Source organism: [Phormidium] sp. LEGE 05292 (genome assembly GCF_015207735.1).
GTDB lineage: Bacteria > Cyanobacteriota > Cyanobacteriia > Cyanobacteriales > Aerosakkonemataceae > Floridanema.
The window spans coordinates 151,866-175,414 of sequence record NZ_JADEWG010000002.1 but is presented as its reverse complement, the minus strand read 5'-3'; the positions used below and the strand labels follow the sequence as shown (position 1 = coordinate 175,414).

The following is a 23,549-nucleotide window of genomic DNA, read 5'->3' as shown; positions in this document are numbered from 1 at the left end:
GACAGCGCTACCAAAAAAATAAAATGAATTATCCGATGGTGTTTTATCCAGAAGCGGTAACAAATTTCTGCCGTAAATATCCTTTAAACTTGTCTAGAGACAATCAGGTAACAGTTGGTTGTAATAATTTTTTATCTGTTTCCAAACCACAGTTACCGAACTTACCGATAGTACCATCTGTTCAATGGTTTGGTTTGATTTGGCTATTGTGGCTGGGTGGTGCGATCGCACTTCCATTGCTGACTGTCTCTTGGGGTTGGTCGTGGGTAGAATTGTTGTTACTTGTCAGTGCTTATTCTTGTTTGATAGCAGCTGCTTACACCTATGTATTAAATTATCGTACTAAGCTGCTTTCGCAGCATCGACATCAGATATCCGAATACCAAATGAAGTTAGCGACGTATCAAAAACAGCAGATAAATTCCGAGCATTTACCTGAAATTAAAACACAAAAATTCTTAACAAATTCTAATCTACGCTGTCAATTATTGTCAGATTTAATGTCAAATCGAGTCAGCCCAATCGGTCATTCTCAAGCACGGCAAGGTGTGAGCGAAGGAGAATTTTTGCGATACTTAAAATGCTATTTCCCTACCACAGTACAAGGGGTTAAGTTCAAGATTCCAATGTCAAAGAAGTCTTATTCGGCAGACTTTACTATTGTGCATAGTATGTCAGGCATTGGTATTGATGTGGAAGTGGATGAGCCTTATGCTGGCTTGTCTTTGAAACCAACACACTGCTGGGATGAAGATAGCGATTGCCGTCGCAATCAATTGTTTAATGAGTGGGGTTGGATTGTGGTACGATTTACAGAAAGACAGGTAGTGCAAGCACCATTAAGTTGTTGTAAATTTATTGCAATGGTGATTGCACAAGTGACGGGCGATCGCTCTTATTTGGAACTACTAGAATCACAACCTGATTTACTTCCCGTTAAGCCTTGGATAACCAAAGAAGCTAAACAGATGGTCAAAGAGAGATATCGTCAAAGCTATCTACCCAAACTAAGAGATAATAAATAGTCTATATCAAATTTAAACAAACCTAATCAGAAATGGCCCAGTTACCAGAGGAAATTACGACAACTGTTTTGGAATTGCAGCGGCGGCTGTTAGTAGTAATTAATCAAGCAACCGCCGCTGGATTTGCTATTTTGCAGCAATATGGGGAGACAGAAACGACCATGATTGCACTAGAAGACTTGGATAATGTTAGAGATAGAGCAAACACATATTATTCAAGGTTTCATACGCTTTTAGTACGCATTGCTGAATCTCAACCCTTTGCTGATACTGCTATGCTAGAACTACTGAATCGCTCTATAGAACAAGCACAAGCTACCGTAGAAGCAGCACAAGCTACGATTCAAGAAGAGAAAAGGAATTTTAACATACCATGACTCAGGAACCGAAGCTACCCGATCTAGAAACAGTTAAGCAGACTTCAGCCAAGATGAAGGAAATCTGCAATAGAGCCGATGCCGGGATTTTAGTCTTAGATAGTTTAATTGCCCAACTTGAAGAACAAATTCACTCTTCACCGCTGTATCGCTACCGATTGAATAGAGCCAAGCAGTTGCTCAACATAAAACCAGACAGTTCCGAAGGTGCAGAAGTTTGTAGCTGATCCGGACTAAAGATGGTCAAGGTATAAGCAGCCTAAACTAAGACAGAAATGGAAAAGGCAACTGAAGAGACAGCAGTTAATTTGATGCAACTGATGTTAGACGAAGATTGGGTCAGAGAAGCTGTCCGTATTGAGGAAGAAGCTGGATGCGATATTGGAGCAGGTTTTGATTTAGGAGCTAATTTAGGAAAATTTCTCCAAAACCCAGCTGAATTTGCTCGGTTGTTGGAGTTACGAGCTAACAACAGAAGCGGAGACGACAAGAAAGGATGACTCCGAACTGCGCTTTCTGGTGCGGGCCGCAAATGCTATTCGCGAGCAAGTGATGAGGCAGCAGGTGGGTGTCTGACAACCAGGATTTTCTACTTACAACCTTAAAAGTATTACTTTTAACTCAGTAGAATTGTGCGCCATGGCGCACATTTTCGATTGGTGATGCTGGACTTAGTTGAGTGTCGCAAGACCATCTAGATTGTCAAACCGCTGTCTGCGGGACAGTTCCTGCCAAAGTTCAGGCCACCTCTCTAAGGTAGGGTCTTTCCTCATTACCAACTTTGCAGCTTTTCTCGCTTGTTCCAGCAGTGCTTGATCTTTCACCAAATCAGCTAAAGCAAATTCAGGTAATCCCGCTTGCTTGGTTCCTAATACTTGACCTGGGCCTCGCAAACGTAAATCCATCTCTGCAAGAAAAAAACCGTCTTGCGAAGTCTCCATTACCTTCAGCCTAGTTTTAGCATCGTCAGATTTAGAATCGCTTACCAACAGGCAGTAAGATTTGTGAGTACCTCTGCCAACTCGACCCCGCAGTTGATGCAATTGCGATAAGCCAAATCGTTCGGCGTGTTCGATTAACATAACAGTGGCATTCGGAACATCAACACCCACTTCAATCACTGTAGTTGAAACCAAAATCTTCGTTTGCTGATTGCGAAAACGAGCGATCGCACTTTCTTTTTCACCTGAACTCATACGACCGTGCAATAATCCTACCTCGCAATTAGGAAAGATATTTTCACTCAAATTCCGGTGTTCCTCAATCGCAGCTTTCAAGTCCAGCTTCTCTGATGCTTCTACCAATGGCAAAATAATGTATGCCTGACGACCCAGTTCTACTTCTCGATCAATTAAACGGTAAGCTTTATTTCGCGTTCGCTCGGTCAGTAGCTTAGTTTCTATTGGTTGCCTCCCCGGTGGCAGTTCGTCGAGCAAACTAATATCTAAATCTCCGTGCAAAGTTAATGCTAAAGTGCGAGGAATGGGAGTCGCGGTCATCGTTAGCAAATGGGGAGTGATGCCTTTTTGGGATAATTTAATTCGCTGAGAGACTCCAAACCGATGTTGTTCGTCAATCACCGCTAGCCCCAGGTGCTTAAATTTGACTGGATTTTGGATCAAAGCGTGAGTACCAACTAGCAATGACAATTTCCCTGATTCTAGTTCTTGCAGGATGCACCGACGTTCTCTAGTTGAAGTGGAACCCGTTAGTAGTGCAACTGGGATTCCCAACGGTTCAAGCCATGCTGATATTTTACGGAAGTGTTGCTGTGCCAGCACTTCCGTCGGTGCCATCAGTGCCACTTGGTAGCCAGACTCAATTGCCGCTAGCATCGCAACTGCGGCGACTACTGTTTTACCCGCACCCACATCCCCCTGCACCAAGCGATTCATGGGGGTAGACTGCGACCGATCGGATAGAATCTCATCAATTACCCGCTGCTGTGCTTGGGTGAGGGTAAACGGTAGCCTTTGGTAGAACTGGTTGAGCAGTTTTCGAGTGGCTATGAGCGGATACCCTGGCTGTTGTTGCAAGGAGTATCGGCGCTGCAAGAGTCCTAGTTGTAGGTAAAAGAATTCATCAAATGCCAATCTCCGGCGAGCTTTTTCCAAGCTATCGCTATTTGGGGGAAAATGAATGTGTGCGATCGCAGTTGCTAAATCAATCAGTTCAAAACGAGAACGTAGTTTAGTTGGAAGCGGATCGAGTAATACCCCAGCTTGTGCGATCGCTGCTTCTGTACAATGCCGAATTAACTCATTTGTGACACCTTTGGTTAACCGATAGATAGGTGTAATTGAATTTGCGCTAGCTTTAGCATCTGCCAAGCTCACTACTTTAATGTTGGGATTATTGATGGTTAGTCCATAACTATCTTGTTTGACTTTGCCAGTTACTAATACGATCGCACTTGGATTGTAGAGGTTGTATTGTTCGGTTCGCCATTGTTGCGGGCGGTAATAGCTATGATTGTAGAATTGGGTGCAGGTAATTCGGCCTGTCTTATCTCGAATAATCCATTTTTGCAAGGTTAATTCTGGTTTTTTACGGCTGTTAAAGATGACGTGGTTGACTATTTTACCAGCGATAGTAACGTATTCTCCTGTGTGAGCTTCGCTAATGCGAGTGCGTAATATTGATAAATGCTCTCTAGGAAAATAGTGGAGCAAATCGGCAATCGTATTCAATCCTAATTGTGCTAGTTTTTTGGCATCGGCACTGTTTATACCAAGCATTTTTTGTAAGTTAGGTTTGACCGAAAGGTTGTTCATATCGGGATTGGTTAGGTTGAGTCGAATCAAACGAATAGTGCTGTAGTTTTAGCACTGCTTTGTTTTTTCTAATAGCGAAGCGTTAGCTTCATTAAAAATAAAGGAGTGAAGAATCATTTTCCTCACTCCTTCATTTCCATCGAAATAGCTTTAGGGTACAGTAGCTTTTTCTTTGGCGTGGTTGTTTGTTATTTTTTGTGGTTGAGATAATTCAGACGAGCGTTTATTCAAACTTCGGTCAATAATTCCTTGCCAAGTAAATTTCAAGACAGAGGCTACTAACTTTTGTGCTGTCAGATCGCCTTTAAGTGCCAGAGACATCCAAAAAGCAAATGCCAAACTTAAACCAATTGGCGTGACAGGGGCAACGTTTCCTTCTACTATCAACTTATTGGGCAATGATTTTTCTGCTAATTCTTCAGCAAAATATTCAAGTTTTTCGGCTGTAGCAAATTTGAAAACAGCGTTTAACTTGGCTCCCACTACTGTTGCTGTTGATTCAGCAGAAGTGCAGTAGATAAACGAGTTACTATCTGTTGGCACTTCAATCAATTCGACAAAGATGGGGTCGTTTCCCGGTTGAAAGATGTGATGCTTGGCTATTTCCATTGTTCAATACCTCAAATTTGGAAATTTTTAGATCTTTCTAAAAGCATCGTATTATTTATGCTTTTAATAAACTTCGCCAAAGCAGGTAATTACATTTAATTAAAATTAACCCCTCTAGTTGGAGGGGTTAAGATTTAATCTAGTTCTAACTGAATTTGTCGTTGTTGCTGTTGCTTGCTAAAAGCTTGGAAGTTTTCTATATCTAGTTCGGTAAGTTGGCAAGCGTTTAACTGATAGGTTCCATCTACAGTAAAAGCTGCTTTAAGAATTTCACCCCTATCAATGGCTCTAATTGAGAGATTTAATTGAGGTTGATTCCATAGAATGTTGTATTGACCGAGTGTTTGGCGATCTGAAGAGACAGCAATTAAAGCATCTAAAGCAATCGCAATTATCGTATCTATTTGACTGCTCTGTTCAACTTTGGCTTCGCTAGTTTGTTCAGTAGGTTTATAAGGATTCGGCTTAGGCTGTAGAGAAAGCGATCGCACTTCTGGAGTAGCTTTTGATAAATTACTATCATCACTATCAAATGTGTCCGAGGTAATCAAATCAACTGTAAGAGCATCTCTGTGCCTGTTTGTTTCGGGTAAAGATTTGCCCGTCAGAAGTTCGCTAGATTCAGCTATTACTTCTTGTTGTTGCGTTAGCATTTTCAGAAGCTCGTTATCTTCTGAGTCATAGCTAATACCTCGATATTTCTGCAATCCATGAAAAGTATATGCTTTACCCAATTGAGTGCCGTTAAAAGCAATGTCATTTAGTTCGTAAGAAATGCCTTTAATGGAACCAGTTCTTGTCATTCTAATTTGTACTTCTACACCTTCATACTGCAATCGTTTTATCAATTCTGGCATGGTCGATCGGGAGGCAACACACTCATCTATTAGCGATTGCAATTGCACGCGCACGCTCTTTTGTCCGCTGTCGCGATTTTTCCGATATTCTGCTGTTGTCTGCGCTCGTTTTTCTGATTCCCAACTGGGTGCGGTAGTTTCTAAACTGTACTTAGTTTCTAGCGATCGAATTACTTCTTGGCTTTTGTAATAGTCCCAGCTATCATTTACTACTGTTCCATCAAAGCGAATGCGACTGCCTACAATATGAATGTGGTCGTGTTCGGTATCGGTGTGTTTGGCTACAACATATTGGTTATTATCGAATCCTATTGCTTTCATGTAGTCGTCTGCTACACTACACCAACGTCGATCGTTTTCTGTGTCTGAATTGAGTTTTTCTTTGGCGTGTACTGACAAAGTGGCATGGAATACTGCTATTTTGAGATGTGGTTTAAGTTGTCTGGTAATGGCAAATTCGGTACTGAGTGCTTCAGGAGTTTGTCCGCACATAGTACCACCAATTATGTAAGCGCCTTTCTTGCCAAGTACGTAATCGAGACAATCTCTAAATCCTCTACCTTTAATTTGTTTACCGATCATCTATCTTTGTGTTGATTGAGCGATTTGGGCTGCAATGTTTTGAATTAAAGTTTGGTTTTCTTTGAGTAGTTGTTGAATGTTTTGTAATAGCGATCGATTCACTGTTACTGGTTCTCCTAGCATGACGGAAGTGTTACAAGCTTTGGCAATTTGATTGAGGTTGTTACCAGCTTGGCGTAGTTCGGTATTAATTTGGCATAAGACTTGGTACGCTTTGAGGTCGAATGCTGCTAGGGGACGGGGCATTGCTCGTCTCGCTACAGTACGACGGACAAATTCGCTCATGGTTAGATTAACTTCTTGGGCTAAAGTTTCGATTTGTTTGTACTCTGCGTCAGTTAATCTCAATTCAAATCTTTTTGACAGTACTTCTTTATATTTAGTATGACGATTGTTTTTCAGTTTCATCTGGTACTATCTACTATTTAAAAGTTACCCCATGTTAAAGAAAAATCCTATTTTCTGAAAACCTCTTACAAGCTGAAATTCACTCCCTCTAACGATTCCCTCCAGATGGAGGGGATTCATCGTTAAAGTTTTTACGCGGGACAATATCTGGACTTTATAGATGAGGTGGCTTGGCGAGCGATCGCATTTTCTTAAATTACACAGATGTTTCTATATAAAAGACACCCCAAATACTGCAAGTAAGGTTACTCCCTGCTTCAAAGTGTTATCCCATTTCCTACTAGGTCTTTGCTTAATATTCTGTTAATTTTGTAGCATTGTTACCTACAGAATGTAATTAAATCTAATAAAAAGCTTAAACTGTCTTTATCCCTCCGGTGCGGTTGGGATTCCGCACAAGGAGGGAGAGTATTGATTATTCTCTAGTCACTAAAAAGTCAGTTTGTACGGACAATACCATTGCTTGCTACTACCGATAAAGCGTCATTCTCAGTCATTTCTTTTAACTGTCAATTTTTGTGGTTGGATGTGGCTAGATGTGGTGGAGTGTGGAAAAAAGGTATTTAATTGCTAGTTAGTGATGAAGAGATTGCCACATCAAACCACATCTAGCCACACTGTTCCCCATTACTCCCCATACAACCACAAATCGATTGGACCTAAGATTTGTTATTTTTAGGGTTTTTTATCAGTCAGGTACGTTTAAGATTTTTTTCAGACTTTTGAGTTTATATGTTGGAGATGTCTATTGCAAAAATCACGTCCAATGGGGATCGCTCAAAATCATCAGTCGATCGTCATCTAGCAAAAAACCCTCTTTAACCAGTTGGTTAGCTGCATCGCTTAGGAGAGAGAGGTACTGTTGGGGATCGGCATAACGTTCTTGTAAAGAAAGCCGATCGTCACCATCAGCCAGACGTTCGCTAACACTCCCTGCAAATGGCACAAAAGACCCGCAAATAAAACAGCTAAAGTCGCTTTCCGGTGCGTTGGGACTGCCGTGAGTACCGAGAGGAACTGCCAAATCCGGTAATCGAATACCGCCAATGGGATTGCCATCACTATTCAGTTTGGGAATCTGAACCACTGCTGTAGGAAGGTGAGCCGGAGCTTGTAAAACCGAAGAATCATTTGGGTTAGCCGCTAGTGGCATCAACCGATTTGGTGGTGGGGCAACATTATCCTTTACCCAGCGATCCAAATGCAACAGTACGGCACGCATAATCGGTCGCCAGTCGAGTTTACCGCGATCGCGCAGACAACCCGGTGCGGGAATAATGGCATGAGCGCCTCCAGCAACATCATAAATTCTGGCTGCATCCGGTACGGGTAAATCCTGAGTTCCCCTTGCCCCTGTGCGAAATAAAGATGCCCGCAAAATGTAGTAGTCTAGCGACATCACCGTAAAAATCGATCGCGGTATTGTCTCCCCGCGTTCGGTCAAAACTCGCACGAAGTCGGTAAGGGAGAGCGGTTCTTCGACAATACCTCGCAAATCGGGATTTTCAGGAGTAAGAACGCCGATCGCGCTAGAAGTTGGGCCAGTCCCGGACTGTACGATCGGCAGCCATCCAGTTGGCCCAGCTTGGTGATGGATACCGTCAATAACCAAGCGCTGTCCGATCCGATTAAAACCTTGCAGCACAAATGTTTTGAGCAATCGCCCGGTTTGCGACCAGCCAACTCCCAGCACGCACTTAATTGCTGCTGATAAGGGAGATGCCAGTCCCGGTAAAGTTTCTGGTGAATGTCTCAGCCAATCGAGGAAATCCCGCATCGCTGCTAACGCCACGCCTTCAACATAGCGAGTTTGCCCCTCTTCGTCTATAAAGGCAGGAAGATTCATCCCCCGTCCCAATTCCCACTGCATCGAAACGATCGCAAAACCCCGATCTTCGAGAAATCCATTGCCAACATCGAAAGAACCAACAGGCAAAGGATTATCTGGAGGGCTGTTGTAGAGATAATGCGAACAAGGAAAGCCGCGATTGGGCGGATCGAACAGCAATGTCCCATTGCCACGACGCGGGTCTAAAGGTACTAGCAGCATGAAGGTAGAAGAATATTCCACCATTCCCCGCCGCTCGAACTTTACTTTATCTAAATCCGGAATTGGTTCTGCTGATGATAATTCACCAGATAGCGTACCTTCGAGTTGTAAGTATTCCCCTGTTTTGAAAGTTCCATAAATCTGAGTGGAAGTGACATTCAGTTGCATCGGTTTCCTTATGGCTGCATTACCAGTCCTTCAATACCTACCTCAAGGCGCACTACTAACGCCTTGCCAACTCCAGTAGCAGGAGGCAGACTCATGCCACCATTAGTAGTGACGTAAATTGCCGCGCGATCGCTTTTTGTGCGTCCAAATGCTAAAGCCGTGCTGCCAGTCATCCCCTGTTCTGCTTTAGCAATAGTCGTTACTTTCCCATCAATTGAAATTCGCACGACGCTGTTATAAACGTGAGTTGTGCCGTACAAATTGCCACTCGCATCGAAAGCGAAATCATCAAGGTTAACGTTAGTTAGAAATAACTCTGGTGTTCCTGGTGCGTAATTATCTAACAGTGGAATTCGCACTAAATGTTGGCGCTGAGTATTAGAAGCGTAGAGGGCATTACCGTAAATTTTCAGTCCGTTAACTGCGGGGAAAGGATGGTTGGGATTGCTTCGCGCTAATCGTTCGTGCTGCAACCAAATGTTAGCAGTTTTTTCGGCGATGTTAACTTCCCAAATTGCGCCTTTGTAGGAGTCAGCAATTAAATAGCGATCGCCTGTTAAATAAATCATCCCATTTAAGAAAATGGCATCGTTTATTGTCAGTAAAATCTCGATTGTACCATCGCGACTGATGCGAAAAACAGCAGGAATTTTACCACTATTCCCTGCTACCAATAAATTCCCATCCGGTGCCAGAGCAATACCAGCAGCATTTCCATCAATTGTCGCCAACAGACTGGATTCACCATTAGCTGTCAATTGGTAAATCTGGCCTGATTCGTAACTGGTAATAAAAATCTGACCCTCTGCATCAATGGCAATGTTTTCTAAAAAACTGTTAACTGGAAATTCGGCAATGGTTTTAGCTGGGAGAATTTCTTCAATAGTATGCTCAAAAATCAGTGGCAATTGGTTATTTAAAGCTGCCATAACCGCACGAGCAATACTGGCACTAGAATTAGGATTTTGTCCGGTTATTAATTGTCCGTCTCGTTCAACGTGGTCAGCTTTATTTTCACCAGCTACAAAATCTGCACCTAACTCGCGCAGTCGGTGTTCCAGAATGAACGGTACATCTTTATCGAGTTTGGCAGCAACTTCTTCTGAATAAGTGTAAGATGTGAGCGTTTTACCTTCCACCAATGGCGTACCATCAGCTAAAGTCGCACCTACTAATCCCGCAGGACCATGACAAACAGCAGAAATAATTTTCCCAGATTCATAAAATGAAAGCAGCAAGCGATGTAAATCTGGATTATCAGGCAAATCGAACATTGGGCCGTGACCCCCAGGCAGGAAAATCGCATCAAAGTCTGCCGATTTTACATCTGCAAGTTTAACAGTATTCCTAGCTGCTTCAATGGCTGGTTGCCATTCTTTTTCTTGCTCTTTTGTTGGTAAGCTGCGCGGGTCAACTGGCATAGCACCGCCTTGGGGACTGGCGACGGTCATCTCGACTCCGTTTTGAAGGAATTCTAGATAAGGAACTGCAAATTCTTCTAGCCAAACTCCAGTCGGATGGGAATTATCTGCACCAAAGCGATCGTGGCTGGTGGTAACGATTAAAATTTTAGTCATGGGGTAATTTTTCCTGTTAATTTTGTGTTATTAAGTAGGAAGATACTTCCTGAAAAAAAGTATGTAACCAAAAGTAAACTTAGCTAAAACCCTCTTCTATCCTGACTTCTGCCTTCTGCCTATTTAATAGACAATTTCGGATTCGGATTCAGGATGGGTATGAAAATTCCAGTAGTTTTCTGCAATGCTTTCTGGGTTGTATTTCGGATCTCTTGGATTAACTGTACCGCAAATAGTAATCGTCCCCACTCGAATGCCTTCATTTTTCAAGACATCGCTCAATATTTTGGCTAGACTGCGAATACCTGCTTTCCCAATAGATAGCGATGCAAAATCTGGACTGGGATATAAAGCGAATCCGCCACCCGTCAGTAGAATAGTTCCTTTTCCTTGCTGTCGCATTCCGGCTAACACTGATTGTACGGCTACTAATGCTCCTGCTACGTTTACTTGGAAATCATTTGTTAAACTATCAAAGGTTTCATTCAGAACATTTACCATTTTTGGCACTGCTGCGTTGTAAACAAGGACTTCTGGATTTGCAATGTTTTTCACAGAAGTAAAGGCAGATTTCAACGAGTTCTCGTTACCCGCATCGGCAGTGAAATAATGCGCTTCATACCCTTCTGTTTGCAAGCTGTTTTTAAATTCCTTTAATTTAGTTTCATTGCGAGCTAGCATGGCGATCGCATACCCTTCTTTAGCAAAGCGACGTGCTATTGCCAGTCCATTCCCCTCACCCATACCGACAATTGCAAGTAATTTTTTCATACCCTTACAAGCCTCAAACTAAGAAACGCAGTTGTTATTACTGGCAATGTAACAGGCTAGAATGAATTAATCAAATCGATTATAAGCATAGTCACTATCAATGAAATCGATAAACTTGGGGACGATCGACCTAAATTTACTGGTGACGTTTGAGGCTTTGTTTGAGGAACGCAGCGTCACGGCTGCCGCTCGAAGGTTATATTTGGGACAGCCTGCTATGAGTGCGGCGCTAGGAAGGTTGCGATCGCTATTTGAGGATGAGCTATTTATCCGCATTGGCGCGAAAATGGAACCAACAAGCAAATGTAAGGCTTTGGCTCCCGGTATTTTGGCAGCATTGCAACAAATTCGCCAAACTATCGAATTTAATCGGGGTTTTAATCCTGTTTCTTCTCAACGCAGTTTTGCGATCGGCAATTCGGACTCGGTGAGCTATATACTGATGCCAAAGCTATGGGAAATTTGTCAACAAACAGCGCCAGGAATTAACTTGCGACTGATGGGATTTGAAAAAGATAATGTTAAAGAAATGTTAGAGCAGGGAGTTCTTGATGTCGCGTTAGGAGTGTTTCCCAATCCACCGCAGCAAACATCGATCGAACCTTTGTTTCAAGAGCGATTCATCGGAATTGTCCGCCAAGGACATCCTGCATTAATAGATGGTTCTATGTCAAGAGAAACCTTTGCCAGTTTGCCTCATGCGTTGTTTACAATGCGACGGGATGCAACGGGAGAAATCGATAAGTTATTAGCTCGTTACCATCTCCAAAGGCGCGTGGCCTTGACAATTTCCCATGCTTTAGCCATACCGGAGATCGTATCAAAAAGCGATCTAGTTGCAGCAATTCCTTCTCGTTTAGCCAAAAGTTTTATCTCTTTATGTCCTTTACAAATATTTGAAGTTCCTTTAGAAATAGAGCCTTGGACTGTTTCATTACTGTGGAGTAAGCTAGTCGATAAAGACCTTGCTAATTTCTGGTTAAGACAAACAATCAAAATCGTTTGTCAAGCTATTTAATTTGGTAAGTTTATTTAAGTTGTCCACTTGTTAAATGAATTTGTCATCAACTACGTGGTAGTTCACGAACTAGCGCAGCTGGTTTCGAGTACCCTAATTCAAATTCTAAAAGATGTTAAATGGGTTCTATAGAAGTATCGAGAAAAACATCCCCTCCAATTAGAGGGGTTTAATTTAACTAACCAAAAATACCAACCCTGGTGAAGTTTACTCTAAGCCTCTGCTCCTAGCATCAAGGCAGCAGTAAATAGATATACTTTATGGCCAGACCAAAAAAAGTTGCCGTCCCAGATGCTATAGCAGTAATGGATTTTGGTGGCTTATCTACCAGAGTCTTTTACCAAGGGTCACACAAGGGTCAAACCAGTTCCTTTATCATGGAATCACAAGTAGGGCCAGTAAGCCGAGATACAGCCAACGCCTACACCTTGCCCAACTTGACCTCCACCTCTCCCGAAAATATTGCCTGGGTTGCCATTAACAACGATTGTCGAGCAGTCGGTTACTTAGCTGCATCCCAATTCAATGCACACATCGGATTGAATGGCCTCAAATACAGTAGCGCCTTGTACAAAGCCTTAGCAGCTTTATGGGTGATATCGCGAAAATTAGACTTAGGTCATCACTTCAGTATAGCGATCGCAGTTTTCTTACCCCCTGGCGAGTTCAATGACTCCAAACAATTCTTCGAGCTATTGAGTCGCGCCGCTGCCTCATTTGAAACCCCCACAGGCAGATTTTCAGTCAAACTCGATAAAACCCAAGCCCTGCAAGAGGGAGGGGGTATTTCTATCGTTCACAATAGCAAACTCGGAGCCGCTTTCAAAACCAGAGTAACAGCCTTTGCAATGGTGGGATTTCGCAATGCCTCTCTAGTGGTAGCTGCCAGGGGTGCTGTCGGTAAAGGCAAAACATCCGACTTAGGCATGGTACGAATGGTCGAACTCGTACAAGAGCGCACCTCTAACTACGATCTGGCTCGGCTAGCAGAAGCGATCGCTATTTCAGGCGAACGATACAACCGTCCTTACTTCTACCGTATCGCACGCAATCGCGATGAAGCTGCTAGAGAGCGTGAGGTAGATGAATTAATTGCCGCTGTGAAACAATCTCGTTCTGACTATGCGAGGATGCTAACCCATTGGTTAGATGAAGTGCTACCCCCCGATACCGATGAAATCGTCTTTTGCGGCGGTACAGCTGAATACCTCAAACCTGAATTACGTTCTCACTATTCCCGTTACGCTCAATCTTGGCACGCAGGTATCTCAGTACCACCAGAATTAGACCCTCATCAGTTAGGACATCGTTTAGCAGATGCTTACGGTTTGTTTATTTATTTCAAATCTCAGTTTGAGGGATTGCGTAATAAGGCTACTCAAGCAACTGAGGTCGAATCAACAGAGGAAATTGTTGAGTCTTCTGACGAATTTACTGCTGAATCGAGTACCAAAACAACTGATATAGAAACCTCTCCTGTAGCGGCGGTTAGTGTCAAAGATATAGGTGAATTGGATGCCGTTTCCCTATTATCAGGACCTTACCGGGGAAGCGGAAAGAAAAAAGAAAACAGTGAGTCATGTTTAAATGGAAAAATCAGCCATGAGTGAAGAAAAACAGCGGGTTTGGTATCAACTTCGGTGTCAGCCGTATATTGATTCTGATGAAGGAATTTTATTGAATTACCTGCTCAATCATCCTGTTTACGACTCTAAAGAAGCTGCATTTAAAGCGTTTAAGGCATTTTGGAAAGCTTTAGCTTATCAAAAAACGGGTACAGCTTCTTCCGAACAAATTCATCAATTGGGCTGGCATTGTATTGATGCCTTACTCAATCATGTAGATTATCTTTGTGCAAGCTTGGAGTTAAATCGACAACAGTTAGGGTCACTATTAATTGCCAGAGGCTGCGCTCATCATCCTAAATGTGCGCCTTACTTTTTAGGCTTGAAGTATCAAGCTGAGAGTGCAAGTCAGCCAGTTTTTCCTTTCCCTACTCCAAGAGAGTCAGTCAGTAAGTTAGAAGAGCCAGCAGTCGAGCCTGATGACTTCGCAGCGGATACAGATGGATTTAATTTAACGAATTTTGACCCAGCAATGCTCGGCCCCACATTTAGTTAGCACTAGGAGATATATGCCAAACAGAATTCATTTAGTAGATGGGGAAAAAGGCGGAATCGGCAAATCGATGTTTACTTGCGTGCTAGTCGAATACAATCAAAAGTACGACCTCCTTTACACGCTAATCGATGGAGATTCCAAAAATGCTGACGTAAAGCAACGCTATCCCGAACATGAAGCGCAAGTAGTTGCCTTAGTCGAAGATGAAGAAAACTTCTTCGACATCGATATCATTTTTGAAACTGCCTTGGAAACCCCAGTCATTGTCAATCTACCCGCTCGCGCTTATGGCATTATCAACAAATGGATTGATGAAGCTGGCTTAGTTTCCCCCGACTTTCTAGAAAAGTCAGGAGTTGATATCTGCAAGTGGTTCTTATGTAGCGGTACGCCTGACAGTATCAAAATGTTTATGGACTCCTTCAATTGTTTTGAAGGTCAACTAAAGCACGTTTTGGTACGTAATTTTGGTGTTTGTAAAGATTGGTCACATATGCAAGGTCATAACGACATCCTGCAACTGATTAGCAAACACCAAATCCCCGTTATAGACTTTCCCAAACTCAGTGCTAAGGAAAAGAAGTTTATCGAAACGAAGCGATTGTCTTTCTCTCAAGCAATGAACCATCCAGACTTTTATTTGATTAGCCAACAACGCCTGCACACTTTTCTCGAAGAATCCTACAGTCTAATCGAAAATGTTGGCTTGTTTAATGATGCACCAAATCGCTTGATTCAGCCTAATCTAGATGCCATTCCACCTTTAGCAAAACAACCAGATAAAACTGTTGCTTGATGTCTATCAATGCAGTTGATTACCAAAACACCCAGATTGTTCTTCAATCTGCGGTGTACTTATTATAACCTTATTTGGGAGTTAATACAATGCAATATGATGACATTTTAGAACCAGACGAATTTGCTGAAGAATTAGGTAGATCTGAATTAGCTGAAACTGAAGATACAATACCAGAAACAGATAATAAGTTTCCTCACAAACAAGAGTTTTGGGAAGCTATTGATGATGAACTGAAAACAAAGCGATCGCAGAATGAATCGCCTCTATCTGCCCCACCAAAATACGAGCGAAATACCGAATCATTAATCAGCCAAGTGCTGAAAGGGAAAGACCCCGAATTCCGTGCTAATGTCATCAACACAGCTTACCGATACGGTCTAGATAAAAATGACCCCCTTTTAATCATTTTACTGGCTACAGGTCAGCTAGAATTACTGTTAGAACAGAAACCAGATGAGATTGACAACTTCTTTAAAGAGTGGCAATCTAAATGGCGATCAGACTTAAACGATTCTCAAGCAATTATCAGCCAAGAAATAGACCAAGTACAACAGTTTGTTGATAATTGGGCGCAGTCTAGCCGAGAAGTTCTAGAACGTCAGAGTAAAGCAGCAGTTACAGTACAAAGCCGCAATATCTCTAATTCAGTTAAAACCTTAGTGCGACAAGCTGCATTAGAAAAAGTAGCTCATGATATTTGGTCGGTGATTTTTGGCAGTGGCGTGGTGTTTGGTGCAATTGCAATAGGTGTATTCGTTGGATTAGCAATTCCCCGTTTTACTCCATCACCAGAACTCGACCCAACTGGACTCCGACAGTTAACATTGAAAGAAGCATCTGCATTAGAATGGGGATTAAGCAACGAGGGTCAATTTGCTCAAAAGAATGTCGATACTATTCGCTGGGCAATGAGTAATGAAGGGAAATACGCTCGTCAGTTTATGAGCTGGAATCAAGCCTTGTTGAGCGAAAAGAATGGCAAAAAACTTTGTGAAACTGAAGTTAGCCGTTTGGGAGTTACTTTAACAGTTGAAGGAAAAGCTTCCAAAGGAGGATTTTGTACTTTGTGGACTCGTTCTCCAAAAGAAAGGCAATTTAGCGCTAATTAAATATAGCTATCATGCAGGGATTCTTAGTAACTTTACCATGAAAATAAATGAAGCTGGAGGGAATCGAACCCTCAAAAAGCCATCGTCTTATTGAGGCTGCCTTTACCTTTTGGCCACAGCTTCTTTTCGGCTATTAACCCGCTAGGGGTAAAAAAAAGAAAAACTCTCGGTGTGAAACTGAGAGTTTTGTTGACTGATTGGTATCTACCTATTTAATTTGGAGCGCTATTTCATACAAGATTTGAGTATGACACTTGTATGGTTTTGAATCATCTTGTTGATAATTTTCTAAGTCAATACAAAAACACATCAAGTCAGTGATTACACCATACTCAATGTCTTTGGCTAGTTTAATAACTCGCCTCAAATAAGCTCTTTCCCAATTTTCTAATTTGTGAGTTTGTTGTTTCTGGTACGCTTTTAGCAATTTATGCAGCCAAGCTTGGTAACAGTGAATGGATTCTGCTAATGTTTTAACTCGAAATCTGGCTGTTCCTGACTTATGGCTGAAGGGATTACCGAGGCCGAGGTCTTCAATAGTACGACCTCGGCCACAGTACAAAACACCTGGTTTGTTGAGTAGTTTGGAATTGTATCTTCGGATGTTAATCATGCTGGAATAGGCAATAATTACACTCAAATTCTGGCACTCGCCGTTTTAACTAGCTTTTAAAACTTGCTCAATTGTTGGTGTAATTTGCTCTTGCTTATCTTCTAAATGTTTCCTAATTTGCGATCGCAACCAAGATGTAGGTGCATCCTTTCCGTTAATTTTCAGTCTAATGCGATCGCTTTTTGGCAAAGTTTCGTTCAAAAAGCGAATAACTGCACGGCATTGGCGAAGGGTAAGGTTCTCAATTTGACCTAATTCTGGCACTTCAAGAGCAGTACAATTGGTATTAGTGCTACTTGTATTTACTGTGCAGATGATGGTATTTGTGGTACTTCTCTCTGTTGTGTTTGTCGCATCTTTTCTTGTTTTTTCCCCTGTTTCGTTGGTAGATACATTTGGTACGGTTTCAGATGGTGGCGATGCTAGCTGTTTAGCAAAAGCGCTAGTTAAAATGTAGTGAGCGAAGATACCACCATACCCTATAATGGCTACCGCTTCGATTGCGAAAGTTAGTAAATCTTGCAATTCTTGATACATTTGCGTTCACTCAAGCTTTTTTAGGGTAGCGGCAATCGCCGCTAGAAATTAAATCTGCCCTTAACTAAAAACCTTGGAATTGACCTTTTAGAGGTATTGACAGCAAAGCAACTGAATTGGTACTTCCTAGTTTCAAATTCTTAAGTACGATCGCTAATCCAAAGTTAAGCAGGTATAGTTTGAATCACCCAAACCCAAGAATCAGTTTTCAGATCGGGCCACCTTTGGAGTAGGTAAACCTTGTGATTCATTGTTGAAATGACTCCTGAAAACGAATAAATTTTTAATCACTTTTACCAGCCGTCGCTCTTGAAATAACCCATTGGGCTGGGGAAGGTTTTGTTGGTAAGTAAAAAGCAAATTGAGCAGTTCAGAGAACTAAGTTAGCTACTTCGTCGCTTTAGAAAATTTGGTTTGAAGGGTGAAAGTAAGGGGTGTTGAAGGCATCGCACTTGGCAGAAAATTTATCACTTAGAATGATTGGCGTTTTTATTACTAGCAGCGATAGCGGCTTTTTGTTGTGTACCGATGGGGTGGGTGGTGGGTCAAAGAAAAACCGCTTAAAGCGGCTTTCAAATTGATTTAATAGATTTGAGCTTTATTTGATGAAGTCATCATTATTATCATCGTCTTCATCTTTGGCATTACGTTTAGATGCTTTTACTGCATCTTGCACGTAACGGAAGTGCAATTCGATTATGGCTTGTTCGGATGCAAGCCAATAACAGTTGCTCAGGAGTTCATCAAGCATTTCATCAGCCGTATGCTCGGCATAGAAGTTGTTGAAATACTCGTTAAACTTCTCCCAATCCAATGCTTTACCTTTGGGTAATTGCCGTTGCTTGGCACGACCTGTCAGTTCGCGTGCGACATGAAGAAACATTTCTTTACGTTGTTCTTCATAGCTTTCTGCAAATTGCTTTTGCATTGGTGTTTGAGCTTTGACTTTAGCCATGATTGGCGCTCCTAGTTTAACTAACTTCACAACTGAAGCGACGACAGTCGAATCTATTTTTAAGATTCGGTTTCTAGGCAATTGCTTCACCAAGCAAGGCATCGATAGAGGCTAGTTTTTTATAGCTTTGGCTCGATTGTCAAAATTTTGACTTAGGTCAATTTGATTAAAATTATTGATTATTCGTAACTAGGGAGGTGGGTGGGGCTGCAATAGTACTCTATTTTTATTGTATTTTTAAAATAAAGTTGTGGAATAAAGGAGGCTGGAAAGCTTAAATTGGCGTAGCAAGTCAGGCAACAAACAGAAATAAAGTTCTCAAATTTCACAGCAATCAAACCAAGAGAGGGTATACTCATATCTTGCACCACTATCTTATTGCGAAAATCACAGCCTGAAAAGTTGATTATTTCGTAGGTTGGGTAGCGTTCACCCTCCCCTTATTGAGAAGGTGCAAGATCTCAGTATAAGCTTGAAATAATAAAGTTCTAGACTAAGCGCATCACCTGAAAAGCAAGAGGGGGTAGGATTTTACCTCTGGTGAGCTTTACCTTACCCTAAAATCCGCCCTTTTTCTCAAACTTTATTTTAAATTCCACTACTTTATTTTAAATTCCACCACTTTTTTTTAAAAATACAGCTAGGGCATAGATCGGGGTTGATGATGGTAAGCGTCTTATGTAACGTTTTTTGGAATTAAAAAACAGCAAACGTTACATAAGACAACTTAAAATATTGACTATCGCAGGTCGAGCTATAGATATATATTTGTTCGGTTCTCTTTGGCTGAAATTGAGTCTTATGTAACGCTTACACTGCCTCTTCCGTTTTACCGTTACATAAGACAAGGCCAGATTAGGAAGTGCTTGCCATACGATCGCATAATTTAGTTTTCTTCCTTCCCGATCAAATCTGCGTGGCTACAGTTGAGGACAAGTGGTAGGGCATCCCAATGGTCGAGACGGATGTTAGGGCGCTCTGTTGCTGTCTTCCACTTATAGACAGTTTTCGGATGTGGCGCTCTACCAGTCAGTTCCCCAAGTTTTGTGGCTAACTCTTCATCGCTTATTCTTCTGTCAGCCATAATTGCTGCCAGATTCCATTTTCCGAGCAACAGAACTCGTCTAGCCATTCGGGTTCCTATTGTTGAGGCTTTTACACTTCCCTTTATTTAAAGCTTATCACAACTATTAATGCACTATTAGAGCATTAGCGCTACAATAGTGCATATATGGTATAGAAAATTTCTGACCTGCTTTCTGGGGATGTGAGCGATCGCAATTCACTCTTATAGGCGCGGAGGTTAAGCAAGTTAATGAAACTCACGCCAAAAGAAAAAGTCATTCGGCTTTTAGAGCGCTGGAACTCCGATGAATTAAAACAGCTTCAAAGCTGGCTATCTGTTCGCATCGAACAACTAGAATCTTTATCACAAGAGTTTGAGTTACCACCAGTTAAGTCGGGACGAGTTGCGCTGAGCGTGCGCCGCTTTAACTCAATTGTCTACCGTTTAGAAAAAGTGCGCTGCGGAAAAGAAAACTGCCGTCGTTGCCCGCATGGTCCCTATTGGTACGGCTACCAACGGAGTAACGGAAAAGTAGTCAGTTTTTATGTTGGTAAAGAATTACCATCAAATCTTATGTAACGCATACAGTAGTTCTAGCGTTACATAAGACTGGTGCTATATGAAGCAAAAGCTGAATCTTATGTAACACTTGTTAGGTTAGAGAGTATAGCAGCGTTACATAAGATATTAGCAATCGAACAGTTACAGGTTATTCGTCGTCTTCCTCAAACTCTTCATCTTCGTCTACTTCAAAATCTTCTTCATCGTCTTCATCTTCATCTTCGTCTTCGTCATCCTCCTCATCATCCAATTCATCGAGAGCATCATCAATTTCGTCATCATCCTCTTCATCATCGAGGTCGTCATCCTCAACTTCAGATTCCTTGGCAATCTCATTACGACGCTTGAGTGACTGGACGTTAAATTCAACCAAGTCAGCAATTGCCATTTCTGTATTCTCAGAAACGCTATCGTACAGCTTACTCATTGCCATAGCTACCACTTCTGTATCGTATTTGAGAGCATCAGGACGACCGAACAATTTGGGAAATACCGTATTATTCCAGTCTTGCCAATCAAACTTCTTACCATTGCCATTGCCATTACGCTTGTTAATTTGAGCTTGTACATCCAAGCCCAACTTTTCCCGTGCAGCATGACCGACTTTGGTAGAAACGCGACTGTCGCGGCGTTGAATAGTCACGCCATATTTCTTGTGAATGGCATTGCGAATAATCTTCACCAATTCTTCAGCTTGCTGTTCTGGAGAAAGCTGAGGTTTTGGTTTCTTAGCCGCTTCAACTGGCTTTGACTTCGTGCTAGAAGGTGCAGCGTTACCGTTCGATTTACCGTTTGCCGCATTCGATGTAGTTCTAGAAGAGGCGGCTGTTTGTTTTTTGGTTGTTGCCATATCGACACTGAACTTAACTTCATTTCTGAATGCCGCTAGGCATAATTACTACCGTCCAATTAGAGGGGTAAGCTTTCGCTCAATCGTAGGAAGATTTCTCCTAACTTTGTCTATCAAACTGTTAGTAATCAAAATAATCCGTTCAACTTGCCATGAAAACTATCAACGACTGGCCTAAACTAATAGCACAAGGTACACCAATTGTGGGGCTAGAATATTATAGTGCTGACCGACAACAAGTACTATCAACATTTGCACAATTTGCTTGTCATCAAAGTCTGAATGCTTATTATTGGAATTCAGCTTACTCAACAATTCAAGTTATAAAATATATCAACGGTCACTGCATTTTAGAATCAGTTGACTTAAAAGTGGAAGATGATGTATTGCAATTTTTGTTAGAGTCTGACGAACCAGGCATATTTTTGCTAGAAGATATCTTAGAATCATCTAGCCCTTGTTTGCCACTATATAGAGTTTCTCAATTAGCCAATGCCTTCTTTCAATCCGAGTGGCGCAAAGTTAAACAATATTGGGTACTTTTGAGCGATTACATCCAATTACCTAATAAACTACAGCCACTAATACCTATCTTAAAATGCTCTTTACCTAATAGTTTTGAAGTAGCAGGTTTAGTGAATAAGTTCTGCGATCGCACTAACAGTTTAGAGTGTCATAACGAGCAAGTAGCAGCGAAAAAACAATTAATACGAGCTTGTCAGGGATTACCTATTGCTGAAATTAGCTTGGTGCTGGAGCGATCGCTAACTCTAACTTCTTCAGTTGAACAGATTGCCCAATTAGTATTAGAGCATAAAATATCTCAACTGAAAAACCAAGGATTAGAATTCATTGCCAAACCTGACGTTCCTTTTGCAGGTGGTTTAGACTTACTCGATACATACTTAAACGATGTAGTCAAGCTATTAGAACCAGAGGCTAAAAAATACAATCTCAAACCTCCCAAAGGAATGCTGTTGTGGGGGCCACCCGGTACTGGTAAAAGTTTAAGTGCAAAACTGACTGCTAAAAAATTAGGCTATGCACTACTAGCGATGAGTTGGGGCAATGTTTTAGGTAGTACCAATCCCGATCGCGCTTTAGCTAAAATTTTAGAAACGGCAGAACATTTGGGCGGATGCGTATTATTTGCAGATGATTTCGATAAAGGATTTGCCGGGTGGGATTCAAATGCAGACGGCGGTGTAGCCAGACGACTATCGCAGAAATTGCTTACTTGGATGCAAGAACACACCTCTGATGTGCTGATGCTGGCTACCGTTAACCGATTGGGAATGCTACCTCCTGAATTGATTCGTAGATTTGATGATGGTGGTATTTGGTTTGTAGATTTACCCCATAATGGAGCAAGGTACGAGATTTTCAATCTGCACCTAGCTAAATATTTTCCTCAACAATTTGGGTCAGGTCAACCAAATCCTTGGAGCGATCGCCAATGGTATTCGCTACTATCAGATTATGCTGGTGCTACTCCAGCAGAGATTGGTAATGCCGTCAAACGTTGTGCCGAACGAGCGTATTGTGAAGGCAGACCCGGTAAAATTGAACTAGCTGACTTACGCTATCAAAGAAATCAGTTTGTATTGTCATCTCAAAGGAGTTCCGAGGATATTCAAGCCATTCGCAACCAAGCTTCATTTGCTAAACCTGCATCGGGTGAAGATGTTTCTAAATTCGCCGTAACTGAGCAAGAGTTATTTGAGTACCGTCCACCCAGAATCAAATGATTAACACTAGCAATTATAAATCAGCTAATTCAACAATTACTTGAGGGGAAGAAACACGTCGGTAATTGCTTCATGTTCGGCTACATCTGGAAAAAAACTAACTCTTTGAATAAACAGTGGAAAGTCGCGCGGTTCTTCACCACTCAAAGGAAGCCATTTCGAGTAAAGATAAGTGATGCTCTCTCCAAGATTAGCATCGGCTCCAATGTGCCGCAATACAGCGCACCTACCACCTGGAATAATTTTTTCTACTACTCCAAACTGGTTATCAGCCACATTTCGCTGTATTGATACACAGATATCCAAGCGATAGTCGTCTGGCAAAGTATCAGCTGGATTATCGTAGAGGATATTGTAAGTAGCGCTGACAGAAGGTGGCAAATTGTTCTGCTTTCGCCATTCGATAAACTTTCGCACGGAATTCCCGATGAGATTGGGGTCGCCACGGTGTTCGAGAACGGCAACTTTGGTATCTTTAAAAGTAATTAGTTTGACGGTAGCGGACTGATTCTCTTGTTTCATATACTCGGTTCTTATGTTACTTAATACTTGGTAAGTCGAGTGCCAAAGATTCCACTGGGGATACTCTCTGAATTCTGTTGGAGTCTGCCCTATACTCTTCTTGAATGCACGAGAAAACGATTCATGGTTTTCATAGCCACTCGCCAGCGAGATATCGACAATCTGCATCCTTTGGCGAAAGGCAAGTTGATAAGAAGCGCGTTTCAAGCGATTGAGTTGAATGTATTTGTATACGCCAATTCCGAAAAGCTCGGAGAACTGCCTGTGAAAATGATACTTACTGAATGCAGCAACGTTGCTGAGTCGCTCGATAGTAAGGTCATCGTCTAGATGAGAATCGATGTACTCAAGTACTTGGCGAAATCTAGAGTAATAGGTATTAAGAACAGATTCAGTCAAATGGTGTATCCTCTTGGTCTATCAATATACTAATCCCTGGTAATTCATCAAAG

At 41.9% G+C, this 23,549-nt stretch carries 24 protein-coding genes and 1 pseudogene; 11 read left to right on the top strand and 14 right to left on the bottom strand.

The annotated features are described in order from the left end of the window. Positions 1–23: 23 nt before the first annotated feature. From IQ264_RS01665 to IQ264_RS01650, 4 genes are read left to right on the top strand one after another with little or no spacing between them, the layout of a single operon-like run. Positions 24–1,025 (top strand): hypothetical protein, encoded by a 1,002-nt coding sequence (locus IQ264_RS01665; protein WP_193977951.1) that lies wholly within the window; start codon positions 24–26, stop codon positions 1,023–1,025. Positions 1,026–1,057: 32 nt separating this feature from the next. After that, positions 1,058–1,402, top strand: a complete 345-nt coding sequence (locus IQ264_RS01660) for a hypothetical protein (RefSeq protein WP_193977949.1) — start codon at positions 1,058–1,060, stop codon at positions 1,400–1,402. Further along, positions 1,399–1,629, top strand: coding sequence for a hypothetical protein (locus tag IQ264_RS01655; RefSeq protein WP_193977947.1), 231 nt, complete (start codon positions 1,399–1,401; stop codon positions 1,627–1,629). Before IQ264_RS01660 ends, IQ264_RS01655 begins: the two co-directional genes overlap by 4 nt. Before the next feature lie 48 nt (positions 1,630–1,677). After that, a complete protein-coding gene (locus tag IQ264_RS01650) occupies positions 1,678–1,902 on the top strand; it encodes a hypothetical protein (protein WP_193977945.1) in 225 nt (74 codons plus the stop codon). Between the two features lie 171 nt (positions 1,903–2,073). Here the strand turns inward: IQ264_RS01650 and recG are convergent, their stop codons facing one another. From recG to IQ264_RS01615, 7 genes are all read right to left on the bottom strand, one after another. Continuing rightward, positions 2,074–4,176: an ATP-dependent DNA helicase RecG gene (gene recG, locus IQ264_RS01645; RefSeq protein ID WP_193977944.1), complete on the bottom strand. Its 2,103-nt coding sequence runs from the start codon at positions 4,174–4,176 to the stop codon at positions 2,074–2,076. A gap of 150 nt (positions 4,177–4,326) precedes the next feature. Further along, positions 4,327–4,785: a hypothetical protein gene (locus IQ264_RS01640; RefSeq protein WP_193977942.1), complete on the bottom strand. Its 459-nt coding sequence runs from the start codon at positions 4,783–4,785 to the stop codon at positions 4,327–4,329. Positions 4,786–4,919: 134 nt separating this feature from the next. Continuing rightward, on the bottom strand, positions 4,920–6,224 hold the full coding sequence (locus IQ264_RS01635; RefSeq protein WP_193977940.1) for a relaxase/mobilization nuclease domain-containing protein: 1,305 nt from the start codon (positions 6,222–6,224) through the stop codon (positions 4,920–4,922). Beyond that, on the bottom strand, positions 6,225–6,632 hold the full coding sequence (locus IQ264_RS01630; protein WP_193977938.1) for a plasmid mobilization protein: 408 nt from the start codon (positions 6,630–6,632) through the stop codon (positions 6,225–6,227). 757 nt (positions 6,633–7,389) lie between these two features. Then, positions 7,390–8,850 carry an alpha/beta hydrolase domain-containing protein gene (locus tag IQ264_RS01625; RefSeq protein ID WP_193977936.1) on the bottom strand — a complete coding sequence of 487 codons (1,461 nt, stop codon included), beginning with the start codon at positions 8,848–8,850 and terminating at the stop codon, positions 7,390–7,392. An 8-nt stretch (positions 8,851–8,858) separates the two neighbouring features. After that, positions 8,859–10,427: a DJ-1/PfpI family protein gene (locus IQ264_RS01620; RefSeq protein WP_193977934.1), complete on the bottom strand. Its 1,569-nt coding sequence runs from the start codon at positions 10,425–10,427 to the stop codon at positions 8,859–8,861. Positions 10,428–10,550: 123 nt separating this feature from the next. Next, positions 10,551–11,198 (bottom strand): SDR family NAD(P)-dependent oxidoreductase, encoded by a 648-nt coding sequence (locus tag IQ264_RS01615; protein ID WP_193977932.1) that lies wholly within the window; start codon positions 11,196–11,198, stop codon positions 10,551–10,553. Positions 11,199–11,298: 100 nt separating this feature from the next. Between IQ264_RS01615 and IQ264_RS01610 the strand changes: the two genes are divergently transcribed. From IQ264_RS01610 to IQ264_RS01590, 5 genes are all read left to right on the top strand, one after another. Then, positions 11,299–12,216 (top strand): LysR family transcriptional regulator, encoded by a 918-nt coding sequence (locus tag IQ264_RS01610; RefSeq protein WP_193977930.1) that lies wholly within the window; start codon positions 11,299–11,301, stop codon positions 12,214–12,216. Between the two features lie 260 nt (positions 12,217–12,476). Next, positions 12,477–13,826, top strand: coding sequence for a ParM/StbA family protein (locus tag IQ264_RS01605; protein WP_193977928.1), 1,350 nt, complete (start codon positions 12,477–12,479; stop codon positions 13,824–13,826). Then, positions 13,819–14,337, top strand: coding sequence for a hypothetical protein (locus IQ264_RS01600; protein ID WP_193977926.1), 519 nt, complete (start codon positions 13,819–13,821; stop codon positions 14,335–14,337). The genes IQ264_RS01605 and IQ264_RS01600 overlap by 8 nt, the downstream gene beginning before the upstream one ends. Before the next feature lie 13 nt (positions 14,338–14,350). After that, positions 14,351–15,133, top strand: coding sequence for a mobilization protein MobD-like protein (locus IQ264_RS01595; RefSeq protein WP_193977924.1), 783 nt, complete (start codon positions 14,351–14,353; stop codon positions 15,131–15,133). A gap of 89 nt (positions 15,134–15,222) precedes the next feature. Next, the gene (locus IQ264_RS01590; protein WP_193977922.1) at positions 15,223–16,245 is read left to right on the top strand and encodes a DUF6753 family protein; all 1,023 of its coding nucleotides are present in this window, start codon (positions 15,223–15,225) and stop codon (positions 16,243–16,245) included. 48 nt (positions 16,246–16,293) lie between these two features. On the opposite strand, the pseudogene IQ264_RS01585 reads toward IQ264_RS01590, so the two are convergent. The 5 genes and pseudogenes from IQ264_RS01585 to IQ264_RS01565 all read right to left on the bottom strand — a co-directional run bounded on the left by IQ264_RS01585 (position 16,294) and on the right by IQ264_RS01565 (position 19,482). Beyond that, positions 16,294–16,368 (bottom strand): annotated as a pseudogene (locus tag IQ264_RS01585). Between the two features lie 85 nt (positions 16,369–16,453). Continuing rightward, entirely contained in the window at positions 16,454–16,885 is a 432-nt protein-coding gene (locus tag IQ264_RS01580; protein ID WP_193977920.1) for a hypothetical protein, read from the bottom strand. Positions 16,886–16,903: 18 nt separating this feature from the next. Further along, the gene (locus IQ264_RS01575; protein ID WP_193977918.1) at positions 16,904–17,395 is read right to left on the bottom strand and encodes a hypothetical protein; all 492 of its coding nucleotides are present in this window, start codon (positions 17,393–17,395) and stop codon (positions 16,904–16,906) included. A gap of 598 nt (positions 17,396–17,993) precedes the next feature. Continuing rightward, on the bottom strand, positions 17,994–18,350 hold the full coding sequence (locus tag IQ264_RS01570) for a hypothetical protein (RefSeq protein WP_193977916.1): 357 nt from the start codon (positions 18,348–18,350) through the stop codon (positions 17,994–17,996). An 886-nt stretch (positions 18,351–19,236) separates the two neighbouring features. Continuing rightward, the gene (locus IQ264_RS01565; protein ID WP_193977915.1) at positions 19,237–19,482 is read right to left on the bottom strand and encodes a helix-turn-helix domain-containing protein; all 246 of its coding nucleotides are present in this window, start codon (positions 19,480–19,482) and stop codon (positions 19,237–19,239) included. A 183-nt stretch (positions 19,483–19,665) separates the two neighbouring features. Between IQ264_RS01565 and IQ264_RS01560 the strand changes: the two genes are divergently transcribed. Further along, positions 19,666–19,995: a hypothetical protein gene (locus IQ264_RS01560; protein ID WP_193977913.1), complete on the top strand. Its 330-nt coding sequence runs from the start codon at positions 19,666–19,668 to the stop codon at positions 19,993–19,995. Positions 19,996–20,125: 130 nt separating this feature from the next. Here IQ264_RS01560 and IQ264_RS01555 read toward each other — a convergent pair whose 3' ends face one another. After that, positions 20,126–20,827, bottom strand: coding sequence for a primosomal protein (locus IQ264_RS01555; protein ID WP_193977911.1), 702 nt, complete (start codon positions 20,825–20,827; stop codon positions 20,126–20,128). Positions 20,828–20,979: 152 nt separating this feature from the next. Between IQ264_RS01555 and IQ264_RS01550 the strand changes: the two genes are divergently transcribed. Next, complete coding sequence (locus tag IQ264_RS01550; protein ID WP_193977909.1) at positions 20,980–22,575, top strand: ATP-binding protein; 1,596 nt, start codon at positions 20,980–20,982, stop codon at positions 22,573–22,575. 36 nt (positions 22,576–22,611) lie between these two features. Here IQ264_RS01550 and IQ264_RS01545 read toward each other — a convergent pair whose 3' ends face one another. Further along, positions 22,612–23,496 (bottom strand): AraC family transcriptional regulator, encoded by an 885-nt coding sequence (locus IQ264_RS01545; protein WP_193977907.1) that lies wholly within the window; start codon positions 23,494–23,496, stop codon positions 22,612–22,614. Positions 23,497–23,549: the final 53 nt, after the last annotated feature.

Bases quoted from the DNA above. Each gene is read 5' to 3' on its own strand.
- IQ264_RS01605 (WP_193977928.1), top strand. From the start codon at position 12,477: ATGGCCAGACCAAAAAAAGTTGCCGTCCCAGATGCTATAGCAGTAATG.
- IQ264_RS01590 (WP_193977922.1), top strand. From the start codon at position 15,223: ATGCAATATGATGACATTTTAGAACCAGACGAATTTGCTGAAGAATTA.
- IQ264_RS01655 (WP_193977947.1), top strand. From the start codon at position 1,399: ATGACTCAGGAACCGAAGCTACCCGATCTAGAAACAGTTAAGCAGACT.
- IQ264_RS01625 (WP_193977936.1), bottom strand. From the start codon at position 8,850: ATGCAACTGAATGTCACTTCCACTCAGATTTATGGAACTTTCAAAACA.
- IQ264_RS01615 (WP_193977932.1), bottom strand. From the start codon at position 11,198: ATGAAAAAATTACTTGCAATTGTCGGTATGGGTGAGGGGAATGGACTG.
- IQ264_RS01660 (WP_193977949.1), top strand. From the start codon at position 1,058: ATGGCCCAGTTACCAGAGGAAATTACGACAACTGTTTTGGAATTGCAG.
- IQ264_RS01595 (WP_193977924.1), top strand. From the start codon at position 14,351: ATGCCAAACAGAATTCATTTAGTAGATGGGGAAAAAGGCGGAATCGGC.
- IQ264_RS01620 (WP_193977934.1), bottom strand. From the start codon at position 10,427: ATGACTAAAATTTTAATCGTTACCACCAGCCACGATCGCTTTGGTGCA.
- recG (WP_193977944.1), bottom strand. From the start codon at position 4,176: ATGAACAACCTTTCGGTCAAACCTAACTTACAAAAAATGCTTGGTATA.
- IQ264_RS01650 (WP_193977945.1), top strand. From the start codon at position 1,678: ATGGAAAAGGCAACTGAAGAGACAGCAGTTAATTTGATGCAACTGATG.
- IQ264_RS01665 (WP_193977951.1), top strand. From the start codon at position 24: ATGAATTATCCGATGGTGTTTTATCCAGAAGCGGTAACAAATTTCTGC.
- IQ264_RS01630 (WP_193977938.1), bottom strand. From the start codon at position 6,632: ATGAAACTGAAAAACAATCGTCATACTAAATATAAAGAAGTACTGTCA.
- IQ264_RS01555 (WP_193977911.1), bottom strand. From the start codon at position 20,827: ATGGCAACAACCAAAAAACAAACAGCCGCCTCTTCTAGAACTACATCG.
- IQ264_RS01600 (WP_193977926.1), top strand. From the start codon at position 13,819: ATGAGTGAAGAAAAACAGCGGGTTTGGTATCAACTTCGGTGTCAGCCG.
- IQ264_RS01640 (WP_193977942.1), bottom strand. From the start codon at position 4,785: ATGGAAATAGCCAAGCATCACATCTTTCAACCGGGAAACGACCCCATC.
- IQ264_RS01550 (WP_193977909.1), top strand. From the start codon at position 20,980: ATGAAAACTATCAACGACTGGCCTAAACTAATAGCACAAGGTACACCA.
- IQ264_RS01570 (WP_193977916.1), bottom strand. From the start codon at position 18,350: ATGGCTAAAGTCAAAGCTCAAACACCAATGCAAAAGCAATTTGCAGAA.
- IQ264_RS01610 (WP_193977930.1), top strand. From the start codon at position 11,299: ATGAAATCGATAAACTTGGGGACGATCGACCTAAATTTACTGGTGACG.
- IQ264_RS01575 (WP_193977918.1), bottom strand. From the start codon at position 17,395: ATGTATCAAGAATTGCAAGATTTACTAACTTTCGCAATCGAAGCGGTA.
- IQ264_RS01560 (WP_193977913.1), top strand. From the start codon at position 19,666: ATGAAACTCACGCCAAAAGAAAAAGTCATTCGGCTTTTAGAGCGCTGG.
- IQ264_RS01565 (WP_193977915.1), bottom strand. From the start codon at position 19,482: ATGGCTAGACGAGTTCTGTTGCTCGGAAAATGGAATCTGGCAGCAATT.
- IQ264_RS01635 (WP_193977940.1), bottom strand. From the start codon at position 6,224: ATGATCGGTAAACAAATTAAAGGTAGAGGATTTAGAGATTGTCTCGAT.